At 63.7% G+C, this 16806-nt stretch carries 16 protein-coding genes; 12 read left to right on the top strand and 4 right to left on the bottom strand.

Annotated elements, in window-relative coordinates; translation table 11 throughout:
- Positions 1–5 precede the first annotated feature (5 nt).
- From rsmI to gshB, 3 genes are all read left to right on the top strand, one after another.
- Complete coding sequence (gene rsmI, locus GL4_RS02255; RefSeq protein WP_045369262.1) at positions 6–890, top strand: 16S rRNA (cytidine(1402)-2'-O)-methyltransferase; 885 nt, start codon at positions 6–8, stop codon at positions 888–890.
- A complete protein-coding gene (locus GL4_RS02250; RefSeq protein ID WP_045364090.1) occupies positions 887–1246 on the top strand; it encodes a YraN family protein in 360 nt (119 codons plus the stop codon). The genes rsmI and GL4_RS02250 overlap by 4 nt, the downstream gene beginning before the upstream one ends.
- 111 nt (positions 1247–1357) lie before the next feature.
- Complete coding sequence (gene gshB / locus GL4_RS02245; RefSeq protein ID WP_045364087.1) at positions 1358–2305, top strand: glutathione synthase; 948 nt, start codon at positions 1358–1360, stop codon at positions 2303–2305.
- Here gshB and GL4_RS02240 read toward each other — a convergent pair.
- Positions 2302–2505, bottom strand: a complete 204-nt coding sequence (locus GL4_RS02240; protein ID WP_045364084.1) for a 2TM domain-containing protein — start codon at positions 2503–2505, stop codon at positions 2302–2304. The two genes, gshB and GL4_RS02240, sit on opposite strands and share 4 nt — an antisense overlap.
- Before the next feature lie 259 nt (positions 2506–2764).
- Here GL4_RS02240 and GL4_RS17370 point away from each other — a divergent pair, with 259 nt between their 5' ends.
- A complete protein-coding gene (locus tag GL4_RS17370) occupies positions 2765–3070 on the top strand; it encodes a hypothetical protein (protein WP_156137352.1) in 306 nt (101 codons plus the stop codon).
- A 291-nt stretch (positions 3071–3361) separates the two neighbouring features.
- Here GL4_RS17370 and GL4_RS02235 read toward each other — a convergent pair whose 3' ends face one another.
- The gene (locus GL4_RS02235) at positions 3362–3541 is read right to left on the bottom strand and encodes a hypothetical protein (protein ID WP_045364081.1); all 180 of its coding nucleotides are present in this window, start codon (positions 3539–3541) and stop codon (positions 3362–3364) included.
- Here GL4_RS02235 and GL4_RS02230 point away from each other — a divergent pair.
- Positions 3540–4358, top strand: coding sequence for a DUF3800 domain-containing protein (locus GL4_RS02230; protein WP_045364078.1), 819 nt, complete (start codon positions 3540–3542; stop codon positions 4356–4358). The two genes, GL4_RS02235 and GL4_RS02230, sit on opposite strands and share 2 nt — an antisense overlap.
- A gap of 136 nt (positions 4359–4494) precedes the next feature.
- On the opposite strand, the gene GL4_RS02225 is transcribed toward GL4_RS02230, so the two are convergent.
- Complete coding sequence (locus GL4_RS02225) at positions 4495–5442, bottom strand: IS1595 family transposase (protein WP_045364075.1); 948 nt, start codon at positions 5440–5442, stop codon at positions 4495–4497.
- A 122-nt stretch (positions 5443–5564) separates the two neighbouring features.
- On the opposite strand from GL4_RS02225, the gene GL4_RS02220 reads away from it, so the two are divergent.
- The 5 genes from GL4_RS02220 (at position 5565) to grpE (ending at position 12617) form a co-directional block, all read left to right on the top strand.
- The gene (locus GL4_RS02220; RefSeq protein WP_045364071.1) at positions 5565–7100 is read left to right on the top strand and encodes a YifB family Mg chelatase-like AAA ATPase; all 1536 of its coding nucleotides are present in this window, start codon (positions 5565–5567) and stop codon (positions 7098–7100) included.
- Between the two features lie 110 nt (positions 7101–7210).
- Positions 7211–9484 (top strand): ATP-binding protein, encoded by a 2274-nt coding sequence (locus tag GL4_RS02215; RefSeq protein WP_156137351.1) that lies wholly within the window; start codon positions 7211–7213, stop codon positions 9482–9484.
- Positions 9485–9664: 180 nt separating this feature from the next.
- Positions 9665–10687, top strand: a complete 1023-nt coding sequence (gene olsB / locus GL4_RS02210) for a l-ornithine N(alpha)-acyltransferase (protein ID WP_082025414.1) — start codon at positions 9665–9667, stop codon at positions 10685–10687.
- Positions 10688–10753: 66 nt separating this feature from the next.
- Entirely contained in the window at positions 10754–11848 is a 1095-nt protein-coding gene (gene hrcA / locus GL4_RS02205) for a heat-inducible transcriptional repressor HrcA (protein ID WP_045364065.1), read from the top strand.
- 100 nt (positions 11849–11948) lie between these two features.
- A complete protein-coding gene (gene grpE / locus GL4_RS02200; RefSeq protein WP_045364062.1) occupies positions 11949–12617 on the top strand; it encodes a nucleotide exchange factor GrpE in 669 nt (222 codons plus the stop codon).
- 9 nt (positions 12618–12626) lie between these two features.
- Here the strand turns inward: grpE and GL4_RS02195 are convergent, their stop codons facing one another.
- A complete protein-coding gene (locus tag GL4_RS02195; RefSeq protein ID WP_244462664.1) occupies positions 12627–13196 on the bottom strand; it encodes an alpha-ketoglutarate-dependent dioxygenase AlkB family protein in 570 nt (189 codons plus the stop codon).
- Between the two features lie 377 nt (positions 13197–13573).
- On the opposite strand from GL4_RS02195, the gene dnaK reads away from it, so the two are divergent.
- Positions 13574–15499, top strand: coding sequence for a molecular chaperone DnaK (gene dnaK, locus GL4_RS02190; protein ID WP_045364056.1), 1926 nt, complete (start codon positions 13574–13576; stop codon positions 15497–15499).
- A gap of 120 nt (positions 15500–15619) precedes the next feature.
- Entirely contained in the window at positions 15620–16777 is a 1158-nt protein-coding gene (gene dnaJ / locus GL4_RS02185; RefSeq protein WP_045364053.1) for a molecular chaperone DnaJ, read from the top strand.
- The last annotated feature ends 29 nt before the right edge of the window (positions 16778–16806 follow it).

Raw genomic sequence — 16806 nt, 5'->3', positions numbered from 1 at the left:
GAACGATGGCCCGAGCCAGCGAGGCGCTGTCCGAACTTCTGGACCGGCCGTTGGCGGCGGGCCTCTATCTCGTGGCGACGCCGATCGGAAATCTCGCCGACATTTCTCTGAGGGCGCTTGCGGTCCTCTGCCGCGCCCCGCTGATCGCCGCCGAGGATACGCGGCACTCCCGCAAACTGCTGTCGCACTACAACATCTCCGCAGAACTCACGCCCTATCACGAACACAACGCGGCACGGGAACGCCCGAAGCTTCTGGCACGGATCGAGGCCGGCTACGCCGTCGCGCTGATCTCCGACGCGGGCACCCCGCTCGTCTCCGACCCCGGCTACAAGCTGGTGCGCGAGGCGCTCGATGCGGGACTCAAGGTGACCAGCATTCCCGGACCGTCGGCGGCGCTCGCCGCGCTGACAAGCGCCGGGCTCCCGACCGACTCCTTCCTGTTCGGCGGGTTTCTGCCGCCAAAATCAGGACCGCGCCAGGCGCGTCTCACGGCGCTCAAAGATGCACCGGCCACGTTGATCTTCTTCGAGACCGCGCCTCGCCTCGCCAAGAGCCTTACCGACATGAGCGCGGTATTGGGACCACGCGAGGCGGTGGTCGCGCGCGAGCTCACCAAGCTCCACGAGACCCTGCATCGCGGCAACCTGGAGACGCTCGCCAAAGACATCGAGGCGCAACCGGTGAAAGGCGAGGTGGCCGTGGTGATCGCGCCGCCACGCGCCGAGGAGGCGGACGTTGACGATGCACGCCTCGCGGTGGACTTGGAGACGGCGCTTCAGACCATGAGCTTCCGCGATGCGGTGCGCGCGGTGACCGACGCGCACGGGGTGAAACGCGCGCGGGTCTACGAACTTGGGCTGTCCTTGACGAAACGGGACAGGTCGTGACCCGGGCCCGCACACGCGCCTATCGCGACGGCGTCATGGCCGAGACGCTCACTGCCTGGCTCTTCCGCCTCAAGGGCTACCGCATCGTGGCGAAGCGCTATCGCTCGCCGGTTGGCGAGATCGATCTCGTCGCCACCAAGGGCGGCCGCCTCGCCTTCGTGGAAGTGAAGCATCGCAAGACCCACGACGAGGCGGCCTATGCCGTCACGCCGCGGCAAAAGCGGCGCATCGTCCGCGCGGCGCAGTATTGGATCGCGAGCCATCCGGACTTCGTCGGTCATGCCATCGCCTTCGACGTGGTGCTGTGCGCCCCGTGGACCTTGCCGCAACACGTAGAGAACGCCTTCCCCATCTGACGGCGGCCGGCCCCTGCGCTCCCGGCGCGCTTGAAAAGGGCCGGCCCAGCGCGCAAGTTCCGCGGAACTTGCCTTAGCCCTCATCTTGGCCCCCAGACCCGACAGGACAATATGGCTCTCAAAGTCGCCTTCCAAATGGACCCCATCGAGCTGATCGACATCAACGGGGATTCGACCTTCGCGCTTCTCTTGGAGGCGCAGAGCCGCGGCCACGACGTGTTCTACTACACACCGCCCAATCTCTCGCTGAAGGACGGCCGGCTGATCGCGTTCGGCCACAGCCTGACGGTCGAGGACAAGCCGGGCGACCATTACCGCCTCGCGCATCCGCACACGGTGGACCTCGCCGACTTCGACGTGGTGCAGCTCCGTCAGGACCCGCCGTTTGATATGGCCTACATCACCACGACGCATCTGCTGGAGCGCCTGCAGCCCGGCACGCTCGTGGTCAACGATCCGGCGTCCGTGCGCAATGCGCCGGAAAAGGTCTTCGTTCTCGACTTCCTCGACCTGATGCCGCCGACGCTCGTGACCCGGTCGCCGGACGAGATCCGCGCCTTTCGCGCCGAGCACAAGGACATCGTGGTGAAACCGCTCTACGGCAACGGCGGCGCCGCGATCTTCCGCATCGCCGAGGGCGACACCAATCTCAACTCGCTGATCGAACTTCTCGGCCAGACCTTCCGCGAGCCGATCATGGTGCAGCGTTACCTGCCGAGCGTGCGCGCGGGCGACAAGCGCATCATCCTGGTCGACGGCGAGGTCGCCGGCGCCATCAACCGCGTGCCGGCTGCGGACGAGACGCGCTCGAACCTGCATGTGGGCGGCACGGCCAAGAAGACCACGCTGACGCCGCGCGAAGAGGAGATCTGCGCCCGCCTCGCGCCCGAGCTCAAGAAGCGCGGCCTGATCTTCACCGGCATCGACGTGATCGGCGACTACCTCACCGAGATCAACGTCACCTCGCCGACGGGCATCCGTCAGGTGAAGGAGTTCGGCGGCAACGACATCGCCGCCATGATCTGGGACGTGGTCGAGAAAAAGGTCGCGGCGCGCTAGGACCGCGCGGGCCGTCTCGCACGGCAGCGCCGAACGGCAAGAGCATGGGCCCCGAGCCCGATGCCCCAACCGGCCGCCACCCACACGAACCAGTGGCGCGGCGGATCGTGAGACAGCGCCAGCGCGGCGCACAGCCCCACGACGGCGAGGTAGACGCCGGCGTGGATCAAGAACCCGAGCGGGATCGAATCGTTCTTCATTGGCAAAGACAAACACGATCGCGCCGGATTTGGCAGATCTGCGGTTTGTTCTCTTAATGTTCTTGCGCGCGCCTGGCGTTTGTATACTTGGCGAACCCAAAATGCGACCGCGACAGATTGCTAACTATTAATCGTTGCTGGGCTTGCGTTTGCTTGTGGTGCGGCATATCTGCAACACCCCTAGGTAGCGCTTCATGGTTGACCGCCCGGTTTAGGTGATTCACAAAGTGTATCCACGGGAAGTCAAGGAGAGACCGTTATGAGCAAGAAGGTGATCATCGTTCTCGAAGGTCGAGAAAGAGATGACGGCAGCTGGTTCATCGAGAGTCCAGACGTCCCCATGTTCAGCGTAACCGGGGCAAGCCAAGACGAGGCGTTTAGCAACGCCATTGCAATTCTACCTGAAATTCTGAGCGTGAATTACGGTGCTGGTGAACTTCGCCAACTACCCGCATTGCGCGATGCAGATGAATCTGATAATTCCCCTCGCCACCTTCCAGCGTTCATGATTGCAGATATGGGGTGTGGCACAGATGGTCCAGCAGGTACTCCGGGAGACAGTTGAGAGTCAGCTGGTAGCGCAGAAGTGTTCTCCCAAGGAAAGGTGCGCTAGCCCCCTATTGGGCCAGTATTGGGTATCTCCTTCAGGCTATCGTTTTTTCCTTCAATGGGTGCCGCCCGAAGGCATCTACATCGATCAAGACCACGCCCAAAGCATCCTGACCTATCTTATCGATGGGCCCAAGGAAGACCCGTACAAGCCGACGATTGTGAACTAGCTGTTGGCAGTTGGTCCCAGCGCATTTCTCGGTCGCACCCGCCCGCACTGCAAGGCTCCCCTGGATGTAACCCCGGCTCACTTGGCCGGGGTTTTTGTCTTCTTGGGTTTGGGCTTTGATGCCGTAGGGGGCTGTGCGTTGCCGATCTTTCGCAATGCTGCATCAAATGCCGCTTCGTCGTCGTTGCAGCCGACTTCTTTGGCGGCGTCCTTGAATTTCTGAATCTGTGTTTTCTCGTCGGCAGGGGTCTTAGGCATGGCTCATAGCTTTGTTGTCTACATTGACGAGTCTGGAGACGAAGGATTCACGTTCAAAGACCCGCCTGACAAGGGAAGTTCAGACTGGTTCGTACTTTCGGCGGTAATCATACCAACTAGCCAGGACCAAGAAGTCAGGGCGCTAGCAGCGCGCATCCGATCTGCCCTCAAATTGCAGGAGCGCGAGAAGCTCCACTTCAAAGACATCCCGCATGAGAAGCGTGTGCGAGCATTCGCAGAGATGGCTGACGCACCTATTCGTGTCTCTAGCGTCATCATTCACAAACGACGAATCTTGCAGCCTGAAGTCTTCACGAGTGCTCCATTCAGGCTCTATTTCTACGCTGCCCGCCTACTGATAGAGCGCATCTCTTGGTACTGCCGCGATACGGCGCAAGCGCTAGGGCTTGAGTCCCCGCTCGCACGGATAATTTTCGAACACCGCAAGCGCCTGTCTTACGATCAATTACGTGACTACCTCGATACACTTAAGGGGCTAGCGCTAGAGGACGCTTGGCTCCAGATCCTGTTGAACGACGTTCGGATTCACTGGCCGGCCATTCAACGAGACAAAGTAGAAGCCGCACAAAAAGATCAGTACGCAGGGCTGCAATTGGCTGACCTAACAGCGGGCGGCCTCAAGTGGGCGCTCGAAGAAACTCTCTTTGGCTTCACGGAACATCGCTACGCGAAGCTGCTGGAACCGATAACCTATCGCCGCAACGGCAACTGTATGAGCTACGGCCTTAAGTTCTTCCCACAGCAACTCGACCCAGGCGAACCAAAGGCTCACTGGGTAGAAACCCACTACAGATAAAAAGAAGGTAGGCCCCTGGTCCGAGTGTGTGGGTGTTACCCCCTCAGGTCATCCAGCGCTTGCCTACCAAACTAAATATAGTAGATTCCACGTTAAGAATCAATAGGTTCTCTAACCCGTTGATTCGGATTCGCTTTTAGGCCTGGGCTGCGTCAGTTCTCCGATAGGTGAGGCGCTTGCCCTTGACGCCCCTCAGGGCCGTCTCAGCGCGCTCCGTATCCGAGACCTTCCGCTCGCTGTATCGGAAGTCGAACTCCGCCAGATAGCGGTGCAGATGCTTCTCGCTGCAATGCTGATACACGCCACGCATGCCGCGTTTGAAGATCGAGAAGAACCCCTCAATCGTGTTCGTGTGGACGATGCCGCGAGCGTATTCGTAGATCGAATGGTTCACGGTCTCGTGGCTGTTGAACTCTTTGCCCACCGTGTCATACAAGCGCGCGTTGTCGGTCATGAGATCGGTCTTAGCGAGCACGTTCTGCTTAAGAACCTTGCGGACGTTGTTGGCCGTCAGGTAGGGCACATGCACCGAGCGGGCGCGGCCACCGCGCTCCACTAGCGACACGACCTTAAACTTCGCTTCGCCACCGGCACCGCGACGAACCCATCCCTTGCCGTTGATGAAGATGCGCTTGGCACGGGCGGCCTTCACGTTGCCAAAATAGGTTTCGTCAGCTTCCACGGTCTGGCCCTCACCGCCCAAAGGGAGCGGGCTGGAGTCCCGCATGGCCTCGCGCAAGCGGTGAGCCATGAACCAAGCCGTCTTGTAGGTGACTTCCAAGACGCGGTGCAGCTGATGCGCGCTGATACCCTTCTTGGACGAGCACATCAGATGCGTGGCCTGGAGCCACTTGTGCAGGGGCACATGGCTGGACTCGAAAACCGTGCCCACGCGCACCGTGAACTGCTTACGGCAGTCACCGCACTTCTTCAGGCCAATACGGGTCTTGGACAGGTCGTAGAACGGCTTGTCGCCCTTGTTCCCACAGTGAGGGCAGACGGGGCCGTTCGGCCACACAATCTGCTCAAGCTTCTCGAAGGCGGCTTTCTCGTCGTGGAAATAGGCTTTGGACAGGACAGACATCGGAATTCCCTCTTAAGTCCTTACAAAATAGGGATTCCTTTTGGGTTTGTCAAGTATACAATCGCCGCGCGCCTACACGCTGAGATAGCATTGCCCTCGACGATCAAACGGGGGTTCGCGGCATGTTTGCGCGGGTTACGACGGTTGCATTCGAGGGTATCGAGCCCCGCGCGGTCGATGTGCAGGTGCAGATCAGCTCCGGAATGCCCGCCTTCACCATCGTGGGCTTGCCCGACAAGGCGGTCGCGGAGAGCCGCGAACGGGTGCGCGGCGCATTGAACGCCATCGGGCTCGCCCTGCCGCCCAAACGCATCACCGTGAACCTCGCGCCTGCCGACCTCCCGAAGGAAGGCAGCCACTACGATTTGCCCATTGCGCTCGGGGTGATGGCCTCGGCCGGGGCCATCGCGCCGGACGCGATCGAGGGCCATTGCGTCCTGGGCGAACTGGCGCTGGACGGTTCGATCGCCGCCATTGCGGGCGCGCTGCCGGCAGCCGTGGGCGCCAACGCGATGGACAAGGGGCTGATCTGCCCAGGCCCCTGCGGACCCGAAGCCGCCTGGGCGGCGGCCGACATGCCGATCCTGGCGCCGGCGGACCTGCTGCAGCTCATCAACCATTTCAAAGGCGTCCAAACCCTGCGGCGTCCGGAGCCCAATCTGGAGCCGGAAGACGAATCCATGCCGGACCTGGCCGACATCAAGGGGCAGGAAACCGCGAAGCGTGCGCTCGAAGTGGCGGCCGCCGGCGGGCATCATTTTCTCATGGTGGGCCCGCCGGGCTCGGGCAAATCCATGCTGGCAAAGCGCCTGCCCTCGATCCTGCCGCCTCTCGAACCCGCCGAAATGCTCGAAGTCAGCATGATCCGCAGCCTCGCGGGCGATCTGGCGGGCGGGCGAATCGGCCGTAACCGGCCCTTCCGGGCGCCGCACCATTCCGCCAGCATGGCCGCGCTGGTGGGCGGCGGCACGCGGCCCCGGCCCGGCGAAGTGGCGCTGGCCCATCTCGGGGTTCTGTTTCTCGACGAACTGCCAGAGTTCAATCCGCAGGTGCTGGACGCGCTGCGGCAGCCGCTCGAAAGCGGCGAGACAGTGATCGCGCGGGCCAACCACCGCATCACCTATCCCTCCCGGGTGCAACTCGTCGCGGCCATGAACCCGTGCCGGTGCGGGCACGCGGGCGAGCCCGGCCATGTCTGCCGCCAGGGGCATGCATGCGCGGCCCGCTACCAAGCGCGCATCTCCGGGCCGCTACTCGACCGGATCGACCTGCAGATCGAGGTGCCGGCCGTCTCCGCCACCGATCTGGTGCTGCCGCGCGCCTCCGAAGGCAGCACCGAGGTGCGGGAGCGCGTGGCAGCCGCACGGGCCATCCAAACGGCGCGTTACCGTGGCCTCGGCCTGCCGCATGTGCGGACCAACGCGGAGGCCGACGGCGACGTCCTGGAGACGGCGGCAACGCCCGATGCGCAAGGGCTGGGGCTGTTGCGCGATGCCGCCCGGACGCTCTCGTTAAGCGCCCGCGGCTATCACCGGACCTTGCGCGTGGCCCGGACGCTTGCGGACCTCGACGGCGCGGAGACCGTCTCCCGCATCCACATCGCCGAGGCCCTCAGCTATCGCGGCGAAGCCCTGCGCCGCACGAAAGTGGCGGCCTGAAGCCGCAATTGCGCGCGATCCTCTCAAGAGTTTCTCAAACTTTCTCTGCCAAGCTCGGCGCCAATGAAAAGCCGGACACAAAGTCCGGCGCATAAACAGGCGTCAAAACAGTGCAGTACACGAACTGGCAGAGCTCCGGCGCTGACGGCGCCGGCGGGGTGCGTGCACCCCTGACCATCGCGGCCCTCGCGCTGGCGCTGATCGGGCTGTGCCTGCTCGGCCTGGGCGGGACCGGAACGCTCGCGCTTGCGCCGCTGATGCTGGGCTTCGCCCTCCTGGTCGTGGCCATGCGGCTGCATCCGGCACCCGACCACAGCCGGCTTGCGGCCCTTGCCGACCGGCTCAACAACGACATCGAATCGATCAAGGACCTGCAGTGGGAAATCCGCGAGCGCGAGAGGCGCTATCGCGACCTGCTGGACCACCAGGACGAGGTCATCGCGCGCCGCGACGCCGACGGTAACCTGTCCTTCGTCAACGACGCATTTTGCAGAACGTTCGGCGTCGCCCGCGACGAAGTCATTGGTGCACCGCTGACGCTGCCCATCCTCGCTAGCGACTCCGGTCCGCAGAGCGATGAGACAGGGGCGGGCCGCAGCACCCGCGTGATCGAGCTGAACACCGCCTCGGGTCCGCGCTGGTTCGTCTGGGAGGATTTCGCCTTGCCGTGTGAAGACGGCAGGGACGGTGAGGTTCAGAGCGTCGCCCGCGACGTGACCGAGCAGCGGGCTGCCGAATTGGCGCTCGCCCGCGCCCGCGACGAAGCCATGACGGCGAACCAGGCCAAGTCGCAGTTCCTTGCCGCGATGAGCCACGAAATCCGTACACCGATGAACGGCATACTCGGCATGACGGGTCTGCTCCTGGACACCAAGCTGTCGCCGGAACAACTGACCTATGCGCGCGCCATTTCGGCATCCGCAACAACGCTTCTGAGCCTCATCGACGAGGTCCTCGACTTCTCCAAGATCGAGGCGGGCAAGATGGAATTGCGCCCGGCGCCGTTCGATCTGTCCGAAGCCGTTCAGGGCGTCGTCGAACTGCTGGCTCCCCGCGCCCGCGAGAAGGGGCTGGAGATCGGCTGGATCGTTGCGCCCGACCTGCCGACACGCATCGTCGGCGACGAGATGCGGGTCCGACAGGTGCTGATCAATCTCGTCGGCAACGCCATCAAGTTCACCGAGATAGGAGGCGTGAGCCTATCCGTCAGCGGCGCCAGCGATCCTTCCAACCCAGACCAAGCCCTTCTCCGTTTCGACGTGACCGACACGGGCCCCGGCGTCCGCGACGACGCGCTCGAGCGCATCTTTGCCGAGTTCGAACAAGCCGATCAGGGCCCGACACGGCGCCATGGCGGCACCGGGCTCGGGCTCACAATCTCGAAGCGGCTCGTGCAGGCGATGGGAGGCGACATCCGTGTTGCAAGCCGGCCGGGCATGGGGACGACCTTCAGCGTCGAGATCCCGCTCGAAGCCCCCGCAGACACGCCGCCTCTTGGCGCCGCATGGCCAAAGCCCCTGCCGGGAGAACGCGTGCTGATCCTGCTCGAGGGCCGAACGGAAGCTACCGTCGCTGAAGACCTCATCGCCAGCGCCGGCGCTTCGGTCGCCTGTGTCGCCCGCGCCGAAGCCGCCAGCGTCGCGCAACGTGCGGCCCAAGAAGGCGCCCCGTTCACCGGATTGCTGACCGACATGGCGAACGCCGAGTACGGCGCACGGTCCCTCGTCCCCCTGCTTGGCCGCGCGGAAGGCCAATCGGAGCCCCGGCTGGTGGTTGTCATCGATCCAGGAGAACGCGATGCCTATGCGGGGCTCGCGGACCAGGGCCCTACAGCTTTTCTGGTGCGTCCGGTGCGGCCGATTTCGGCATTGACGCGCCTGTTCGCCCCGCTAGAAGCGACCCGGAAGCCCGTCCACCGGCTCGGCGGCGGCTCCCCCACCCGCACCCTCCCGGCAAGCGGCTTTTCGGTCCTGCTCGCCGAAGACAACGACATCAACGCCCTGTTGGCGCGCACCGTCCTTGTGAAGGCGGGGGCCAGCGTGACCCGGGTTCGCGACGGTGCCGAAGCCATCGCGAACGTCAAGGCGGCCCTCGGTACCGGCGCCGGCATCGACCTGATCCTGATGGATATCCACATGCCGAATATCGGCGGAATCGAAGCCGCGGCCCGAATCCGGGCGCTCTATCCCGGCAGTGCGGAACCGGGGAACGGACGCCCCCCGATCGTCGCCCTGACCGCCAATGCCTATGCGGAGGACGGGGACTCCTATCTTGCAGCGGGTCTGGACGACTACCTGGCCAAACCCTTCGAAAAACGTGACCTGCAAGAGCTGGTCGCACGCTGGCAAGAGGACCCTCTCGAGGCGGAAGCAGGTGCCGCCTAGTCACCGTAAGCAGTACCCGCCCTGTGCGGATATCCACCGCCTGTCACATAGAGTTCGAATTGGTTTGCTAACCCGCTTCCGATGTGGCCGAATCGGGGTTGGTCGGAAGGCCCTGCGATCCGTCGAGACCTTGCTTAAGCCTCGCGGCACGATCCCCGAAAATGTCAGGTGGGCAGCACTATGCCGACGAAAACGACTCCGGGACGCCTTGCAGAGAAGTTTCTGGTGGGAGCTAAATTCCCCGGTTTGAATTTCCGAGGCGTCCCCAGCGGACTACCGTTTGTGGGCAGCGGCGGCGCTTTGGGCAAAGGCCTCGCCCTCGGCAAGGGCGGCCTCTCGGCAGGCTTTCGCGGGCGGTTTCAGCCGCCGCAGGTCTATGGACGAATCGGCTCGCTCGAAGTCCGGCTCGCACGCAAGAAGAGCGAAATCCGCCGGGCCCAGCGCCTCCGCTACAAAGTGTTCTACGAGGAGATGGCGGCCACGCCCAACGCCCTGGCCATGCTGTCGCGACGCGACGAGGATGCGTTCGATCCCATTTTCGACCATCTCCTGGTGCTGGACCACGGCGATGCCAACCGCAAGGGCTGGAGGCGCTCGAAGGTGGTCGGCACCTATCGCGTTCTGCGCCAGGATATCGCGGACGAACACGACGGGTTCTACACCCAGGGCGAATACGACATCGCACCGCTGATCCGGTCCAAACCCGGTTACAGCTTCATGGAGCTCGGCCGCTCGTGCGTGCTGAAGCCGTACCGCAACCGCCGGACCGTGGAGCTTCTGTGGCACGGCATCTGGTCCTACGTACGCCAACACGGCGTCGACGTCATGGTCGGCTGCGCCAGTTTCCCGGGAGTCGATCCCGCCCAGCATGCGGCAGCACTCAGCTTCCTGCATCACACGGCCAGTCCGCCGGAAGAGTGGCGTGTCTCGGCGCACGATCATCTCCGTGTCGACATGAACATGATGCCGCAGGAAGCGCTGAACATGCGCGCGGCGCTCAAGGCGATGCCGCCTCTGATCAAGGGCTATCTCCGGCTCGGGGCCTATATCGGCGACGGGGCGGTAATCGATCGGCAGTTCGGCACCACGGATGTCCTGATCATCCTGCCGGTGGAGCATATCAATTCGCGCTACTTCGCTCATTTCGGCGCGCCGGACGAACTCGCGGCCCCGATCACCCAAGATTTTGGACCGTTGAACTAGTCGACACGCCGACGCCCGCCGCCGATGTCGTTTGACGCCGTGCAGAGCGCTACCTAAATTTCCCGCATGGGTCATACGGACGTCAAAGACGCCATGGCGGCGGCGGACGCGGCTGCCGGTTTGCGTCAGCTCAACGAACGCTCGCGCGAGATCTTCCGGCGCATCGTCGAGACCTATTTGGAGACGGGCGAACCGGTCGGCTCGCGCAATTTGAGCCGTGCACTGCCGATGACCTTGTCGCCGGCTTCGGTGCGCAACGTCATGTCCGATCTCGAGGGGCTGGGACTGATCTACGCCCCGCACACGAGCGCCGGCCGGCTGCCGACGCAAACGGGCTTGCGGCTGTTCGTGGACGGCCTGCTGGAGATCGGCGACGTCACGGAGGCCGAGCGCAGGGAAATCGAAGCCCGCATGTCGGCGAGCGGGCGCCACCGGGGTGTGAAAGACTACCTCGCCGAGGCCGGCGAGATGCTGTCGGGCCTGTCCCGCTGCGCCGGCGTGGTCTTGGCCGAGAAGCAGAGCAAGACGCTGAGGCAGGTGGAGTTCGTCAATCTCGGTCAAGGCCAGGCGCTGGCGGTGCTCGTGAGCGAAGACGGAGACGTCGAGAACCGCATTGTCACGCTGCCGCAAGGATTGCCGCCGTCGTCTCTGAACGAGGCGACGAACTACATGAACGCGCGCATCGCCGGCATGACGCTGGAAGAGGCGCGCAAGCGCGTCGAGACGGAGATCGAGGAGCGGCGCGCTCAACTCGACGAACTGACGGCGCAAGTGGTGACGGATGGCCTCGCGACATGGTCCGGCGAAGCCGACGACCGGCAGAGCCTGATCGTGTGTGGCCGCGCGCATCTTCTCGAGGACATCAAGGCCATGGAGGACCTGGAGCGGGTCCGGCTGCTGTTCGAGGATCTCGACGCCAAGAAGGGGCTGATTCAGCTGCTCGGCCTTGCCGAACGGGCGCAAGGGGTCCGGATCTTCATCGGTTCGGAGAACAATCTCTTCTCCCTCTCCGGCTCGGCGCTTATCGTGTCGCCATTCGAGGATTCGGAGCAGAAGATCGTCGGCGTGCTGGGCGTGATCGGGCCCACGCGCCTCAACTACGCCCGCATCATTCCGATGGTGGATTACACGGCGCGGCTCCTCGGGCGGCTCGTCCCGTAAGGCCTCCGCCACGGCGATCCCGGCCTTGTCCCTTGATTTTTGTCGCCGCCCGGTCGATATCCGGGGCGCTTCCTGTCAATCCAAACGCTTGAGAGTTTCGATGCCGGACGACCCTTCCGATACCCGCCCCAACGACAATCCGCAGACACCGCAAGGTGCGCCGGAAACGTCTGCCGACACGGACGCCGGCACCGACGTCGCGGGTGACCTCGATGCGCTGCTGACAGAAAACGCAGACATGCGCGACAAGCTATTGCGCACCATGGCCGACATGGAGAACCTGCGCCGCCGCACGGAGCGGGAGAAGGAAGATACCTCACGCTATGCCATCTCGAATTTCGCGCGCGACGTTCTGACCATTGGCGACAATCTGCGCCGCGTGATCGAACATGTGCCGGCGGAGGCGGCGGAGAAGGACCCGGCGCTCAAGAGCTTTCTCGAAGGCGTGGAACTGACCGAGCGCGAACTCCTGAAGATGATGGAGAAGCACGGCGTCACGCGGCTGGAGCCCCTGGGGCAGCGCTTCGATCCCAACGAGCAGCAGGCGATGTACGAGGTCCCGACGACCGACGTGCCGGAAGGCACCGTGGTACAGGTCATGCAGGCCGGCTTCACCATTGGCGACCGGGTCTTGCGGCCCGCGCTCGTTGCCGTGTCGAAGGGCGGTCCGAAGCCGGCGCCCACGCCGAAAGGCGACGCCCAAGGGAAGCAGGGCAATGGCTTCGGCACGGGCACGGCGGCCAATGACGACAATCAGGGCAAACGCTAGGACACAGCGCTAGCCGGGCTTGGTGACGCGGCGGAGCGTGAGATTGAACCGTCCGCCCTCGTCCAGCAGATCGCTCGTGCCGGGCAGCACGCGATCGATCCCGTGATAGGCGAGCCGGTCGGCGCCGCCCAGAACGACCACATCCCCCGAGATCAGCTCGAGCTTGCGCGCCGGGCCTTTCCGGGTGGTGCCGCCGACACGGAAAATCGCGGTATCGCCAAGCGACACCGACAGCACAGGCGCTGCGAACTCGTCCTCGTCCCGGTCCTGATGCAGTCCCATCTTGGCGGTGCTGTCATAGTAGTTGATCAGGCAGGCTTCCGGCGGATGGGGATAGCCGGAAAGCTTCTCCCACAGCGCGAGGAGCCCTTGGGGAATTGCGGGCCATGGGGCGCCCGTCGCGGGATGAGTGGCCTGATAGCGATAGCCGCGCGCCTTGTCCGTGACCCAGCCGAGCGCGCCCGCATTCGTCATCCGGACGGACATGGGCCTGCCTGAGCGCGGCATCGTGGGCACGAAAAGTGGCGCCTGCCGGATAATGTCGCGAATATCGCCCAGCAGCGCGATCTGTTCGGCCACGGTTAATTCTTTCGGAAAATACTGCACGCGCCGTTTGCCTTTCCGCTTCCCTTTCGCGCCTCTCGCCTTGAAGCCTCAGTCTATCGGGCCGAAATGCCCAGGATAGAGCCGATTGCGAGGCCGGGCGTCGCACGTAAGGGCCACGCAGAAGCATCGGCGGGAAGACCTGGAATACCTCCAGATGCGACCTGTGTTCTCCTTGCGGGCCCTAGGGTTGGCACCTATATAACCGCGGAACCCCGCGTGATTTTCCGCACGGGGGCGCTGCGAAACAATTGGGAACCGGATCGCGCCGCCTTGAGGAAGGCCAGGCGCATCAGTTGATGCCGGGTGCCGCGCTAGGGCCCGGACGGTTTGCCAGAAAGAGAGGCTCGGAAATGGCGAAAGTTATTGGTATCGACCTCGGCACGACGAATTCATGTGTCGCGGTCATGGATGGAACAAGCCCGAAGGTTATCGAGAACGCCGAGGGCGTGCGCACGACACCGTCCATGGTGGCGTTTGCCGACGACGACGAGGTGCTCATCGGCCTGCCGGCGAAGCGCCAGGCCGTTACCAATCCCGAGAACACGTTTTTTGCGATCAAGCGCCTGATCGGGCGCCGCTTCGACGATCCCACCGTCGCCAAGGATCAGAAGCTGGTCCCCTACCAAATCATCAAGGCGGACAACGGCGATGCCTGGGTCGAATCCCACGGCAAGAAATACTCGCCCTCCCAGATCTCCGCTTACATCCTTCAGAAGATGAAGGAGACGGCGGAAGCTCATCTCGGGCAGAAGGTCGAGCAGGCTGTCATCACGGTTCCTGCCTACTTCAACGACGCTCAGCGCCAGGCAACGAAGGACGCCGGTAAGATCGCCGGCCTTGAGGTGCTCCGCATCATCAACGAGCCGACGGCGGCTGCGCTGGCCTACGGTCTCGACAAGAAGGACGGTCAGACCATCGCCGTCTACGACCTCGGCGGCGGCACCTTCGACGTCTCGATTCTCGAGATCGGCGACGGCGTGTTCGAGGTGAAGTCGACCAACGGCGACACGTTCCTCGGCGGCGAGGACTTCGATATGCGCCTCGTCGACTATCTGGCCGATGAGTTCAAGAAGGAGAACGGGATCGATCTGCGCGGCGACAAGCTCGCGCTGCAGCGCCTGAAGGAGGCGGCCGAGAAGGCCAAGATCGAGCTGTCCTCCACGCAGCAGACGGAAATCAACCTGCCCTTCATCACGGCCGACCAGTCGGGTCCGAAGCATCTGACCATGAAGCTGACCCGCGCGAAGCTCGAGAGCCTCGTGGAAGACCTGATCAAGCGCACCATCGCCCCGTGCGAAGCGGCGCTCAAGGATGCTGGTCTGAAGGCCGGCGACATCAACGAGGTGATCCTCGTCGGCGGCATGACCCGCATGCCGAAGGTCGCCGAGACGGTGAAGAACTTCTTCGGCAAAGAGCCGCACAAGGGCGTGAATCCGGACGAAGTCGTGGCCATCGGCGCCGCGATCCAGGCGGGCGTGCTGCAGGGCGACGTCAAGGACGTGCTGCTGCTCGACGTGACGCCGCTGTCGCTCGGCATCGAGACCCTGGGCGGCGTGTTTACCCGTCTCATCGACCGCAATACCACGATCCCGACCAAGAAGAGCCAGGTCTTCTCCACCGCCGAAGACAATCAGAACGCGGTGACGATCCGGGTCTTCCAAGGCGAGCGCGAGATGGCGGCGGACAACAAGCTGCTGGGCCAGTTCGACCTTGTCGGTATTCCGCCCGCACCTCGTGGCGTGCCGCAGATTGAGGTTACGTTCGACATCGACGCCAACGGCATCGTGAACGTCTCGGCATCGGACAAGGCAACCGGCAAGGAGCAGTCGATCCGCATTCAGGCCTCTGGCGGCCTGTCCGACGCGGATATCGACCGCATGGTCAAGGAAGCCGAGAGCCACGCCGAGGAAGACAAGAAGCGCCGCGAACTTGTCGAGGTTCGCAACCAGGCCGAAGCGCTGACCCATTCGACCGAAAAGATGCTCGCCGATTTCGGCGACAAGGTTTCGGCCGAGGACAAAGCGGCAGTCGAGGCTGCCGCGGCCGAAGTGAAAACCGCCGCCGAGGGCGAGGACGTGGAAGCCATCAAGCAGAAGCTTGAGGCTCTGGCTCAGGCCTCGATGAAGCTTGGCGAAGCCATGTATCAGTCGAACGAGGCCGAGGGTGCCGCTGAGGGTCCCTCTGCCGATGCAGCCGGAAGCGGCGGCGGAGATGAGAACGTGGTCGATGTCGACTTTGAGGAAGTCAAAGACGACGACGACAAGAAATCCGCGTAACGACAAGGTGCAATACGGCAGCGGAGCCCTGGTTTCGTTCGGGGCTCCGCCGACTGCCCAATAAGAGGCTCGCATGCGCCCCGTTTACAAACGAACGGGGCATGAGGGTCCGGAGGGGTGATGGCGAAGCAGTGCTACTACGAAGTCCTCGGCGTTGCCCGCGGTGCCAATGACGCCGAGATCAAGAGCGCGTTCCGGCGCCTTGCGAAGGAATGTCACCCCGACCGCCATGGCGGGGATGAGACCGCGGAAGAACGTTTCAAGGTTGTCAACGAAGCCTATGAGATCCTGAAGGATCCGCAGCGCCGCGCGGCTTACGACCGGTTTGGCCATGCGGCCTTCGACGGACGGTCGGGCTTTGGCGGATTTGGCGGGGGCGGTGGCCCTCACGGCTTCGGCTCGGACTTTTCGGAATCCATGTCGGCGATGTTCGACGACCTGTTCGGCGAGTTCATGGGCGCGCGCCGGCCACGGCAACGCGGCGGCCGCGAGCGTGGCGCCGATCTCCGCTACAACATGCAAATTTCGCTGGCCGAGGCCTATGAAGGCCGCACGGCGCAGATCCGCGTTCCCACCGGCGTCACCTGCGAAGAGTGTTCCGGCTCGGGCGCCAAGCCGGGGACATCGCCGGTCACCTGCCGGACGTGCGGCGGCGCGGGCAAGGTCCGCGCGAGCCAGGGGTTTTTCACAATCGAACGGTCATGCCCCACTTGCGATGGCCGCGGCGAGGTTATCGAAGACCCTTGCACGAGCTGCCAGGGCACTGGGCGCGTGATGCGCGAGCGGACGCTGTCCGTGACCATCCCCGAGGGCGTTGAGGACGGCACGCGCATCCGGCTTGCCGGCGAGGGCGAGGCAGGCTTGCGCGGCGGACCGCCGGGAGATCTCTATATCTTCCTAGCCATCAAGCCTCACGCGTTTTTCCAGCGCGACGGTGCGGACCTGTTCTGCCGCGCGCCGATCTCCATGACGACGGCCGCGCTCGGCGGGCATATAGAAGTCCCGACGATCGACGGCGGACGCAGCCGCGTGAAGATTCCCGAGGGCAGCGAGAGCGGCAAACAGTTTCGCCTCAAGGGCAAAGGCATGCCCGTTCTGCGGTCCAAGCAGCAGGGCGACCTCTATATTCAGGTCGAGGTCGAAACACCGAAGAACCTCACGCGCAAACAGCGTGAACTCCTGCGGCAATTCGACGAAGAGTCGAACGCGGAAACGAGTCCCGAATCGTCAGGCTTCTTCGCGCGGGTGAAAGAATTTTTTGACGGCATCGGCGAATAGGCAACGCCGCGGCGCAATCAAGTCGATTA

This window comes from Methyloceanibacter caenitepidi (assembly GCF_000828475.1).
GTDB lineage: Bacteria > Pseudomonadota > Alphaproteobacteria > Rhizobiales > Methyloligellaceae > Methyloceanibacter > Methyloceanibacter caenitepidi.
The sequence above is the reverse complement of the archived record's forward strand: the minus strand, read 5'-3'. Positions and strand labels throughout refer to the sequence as shown.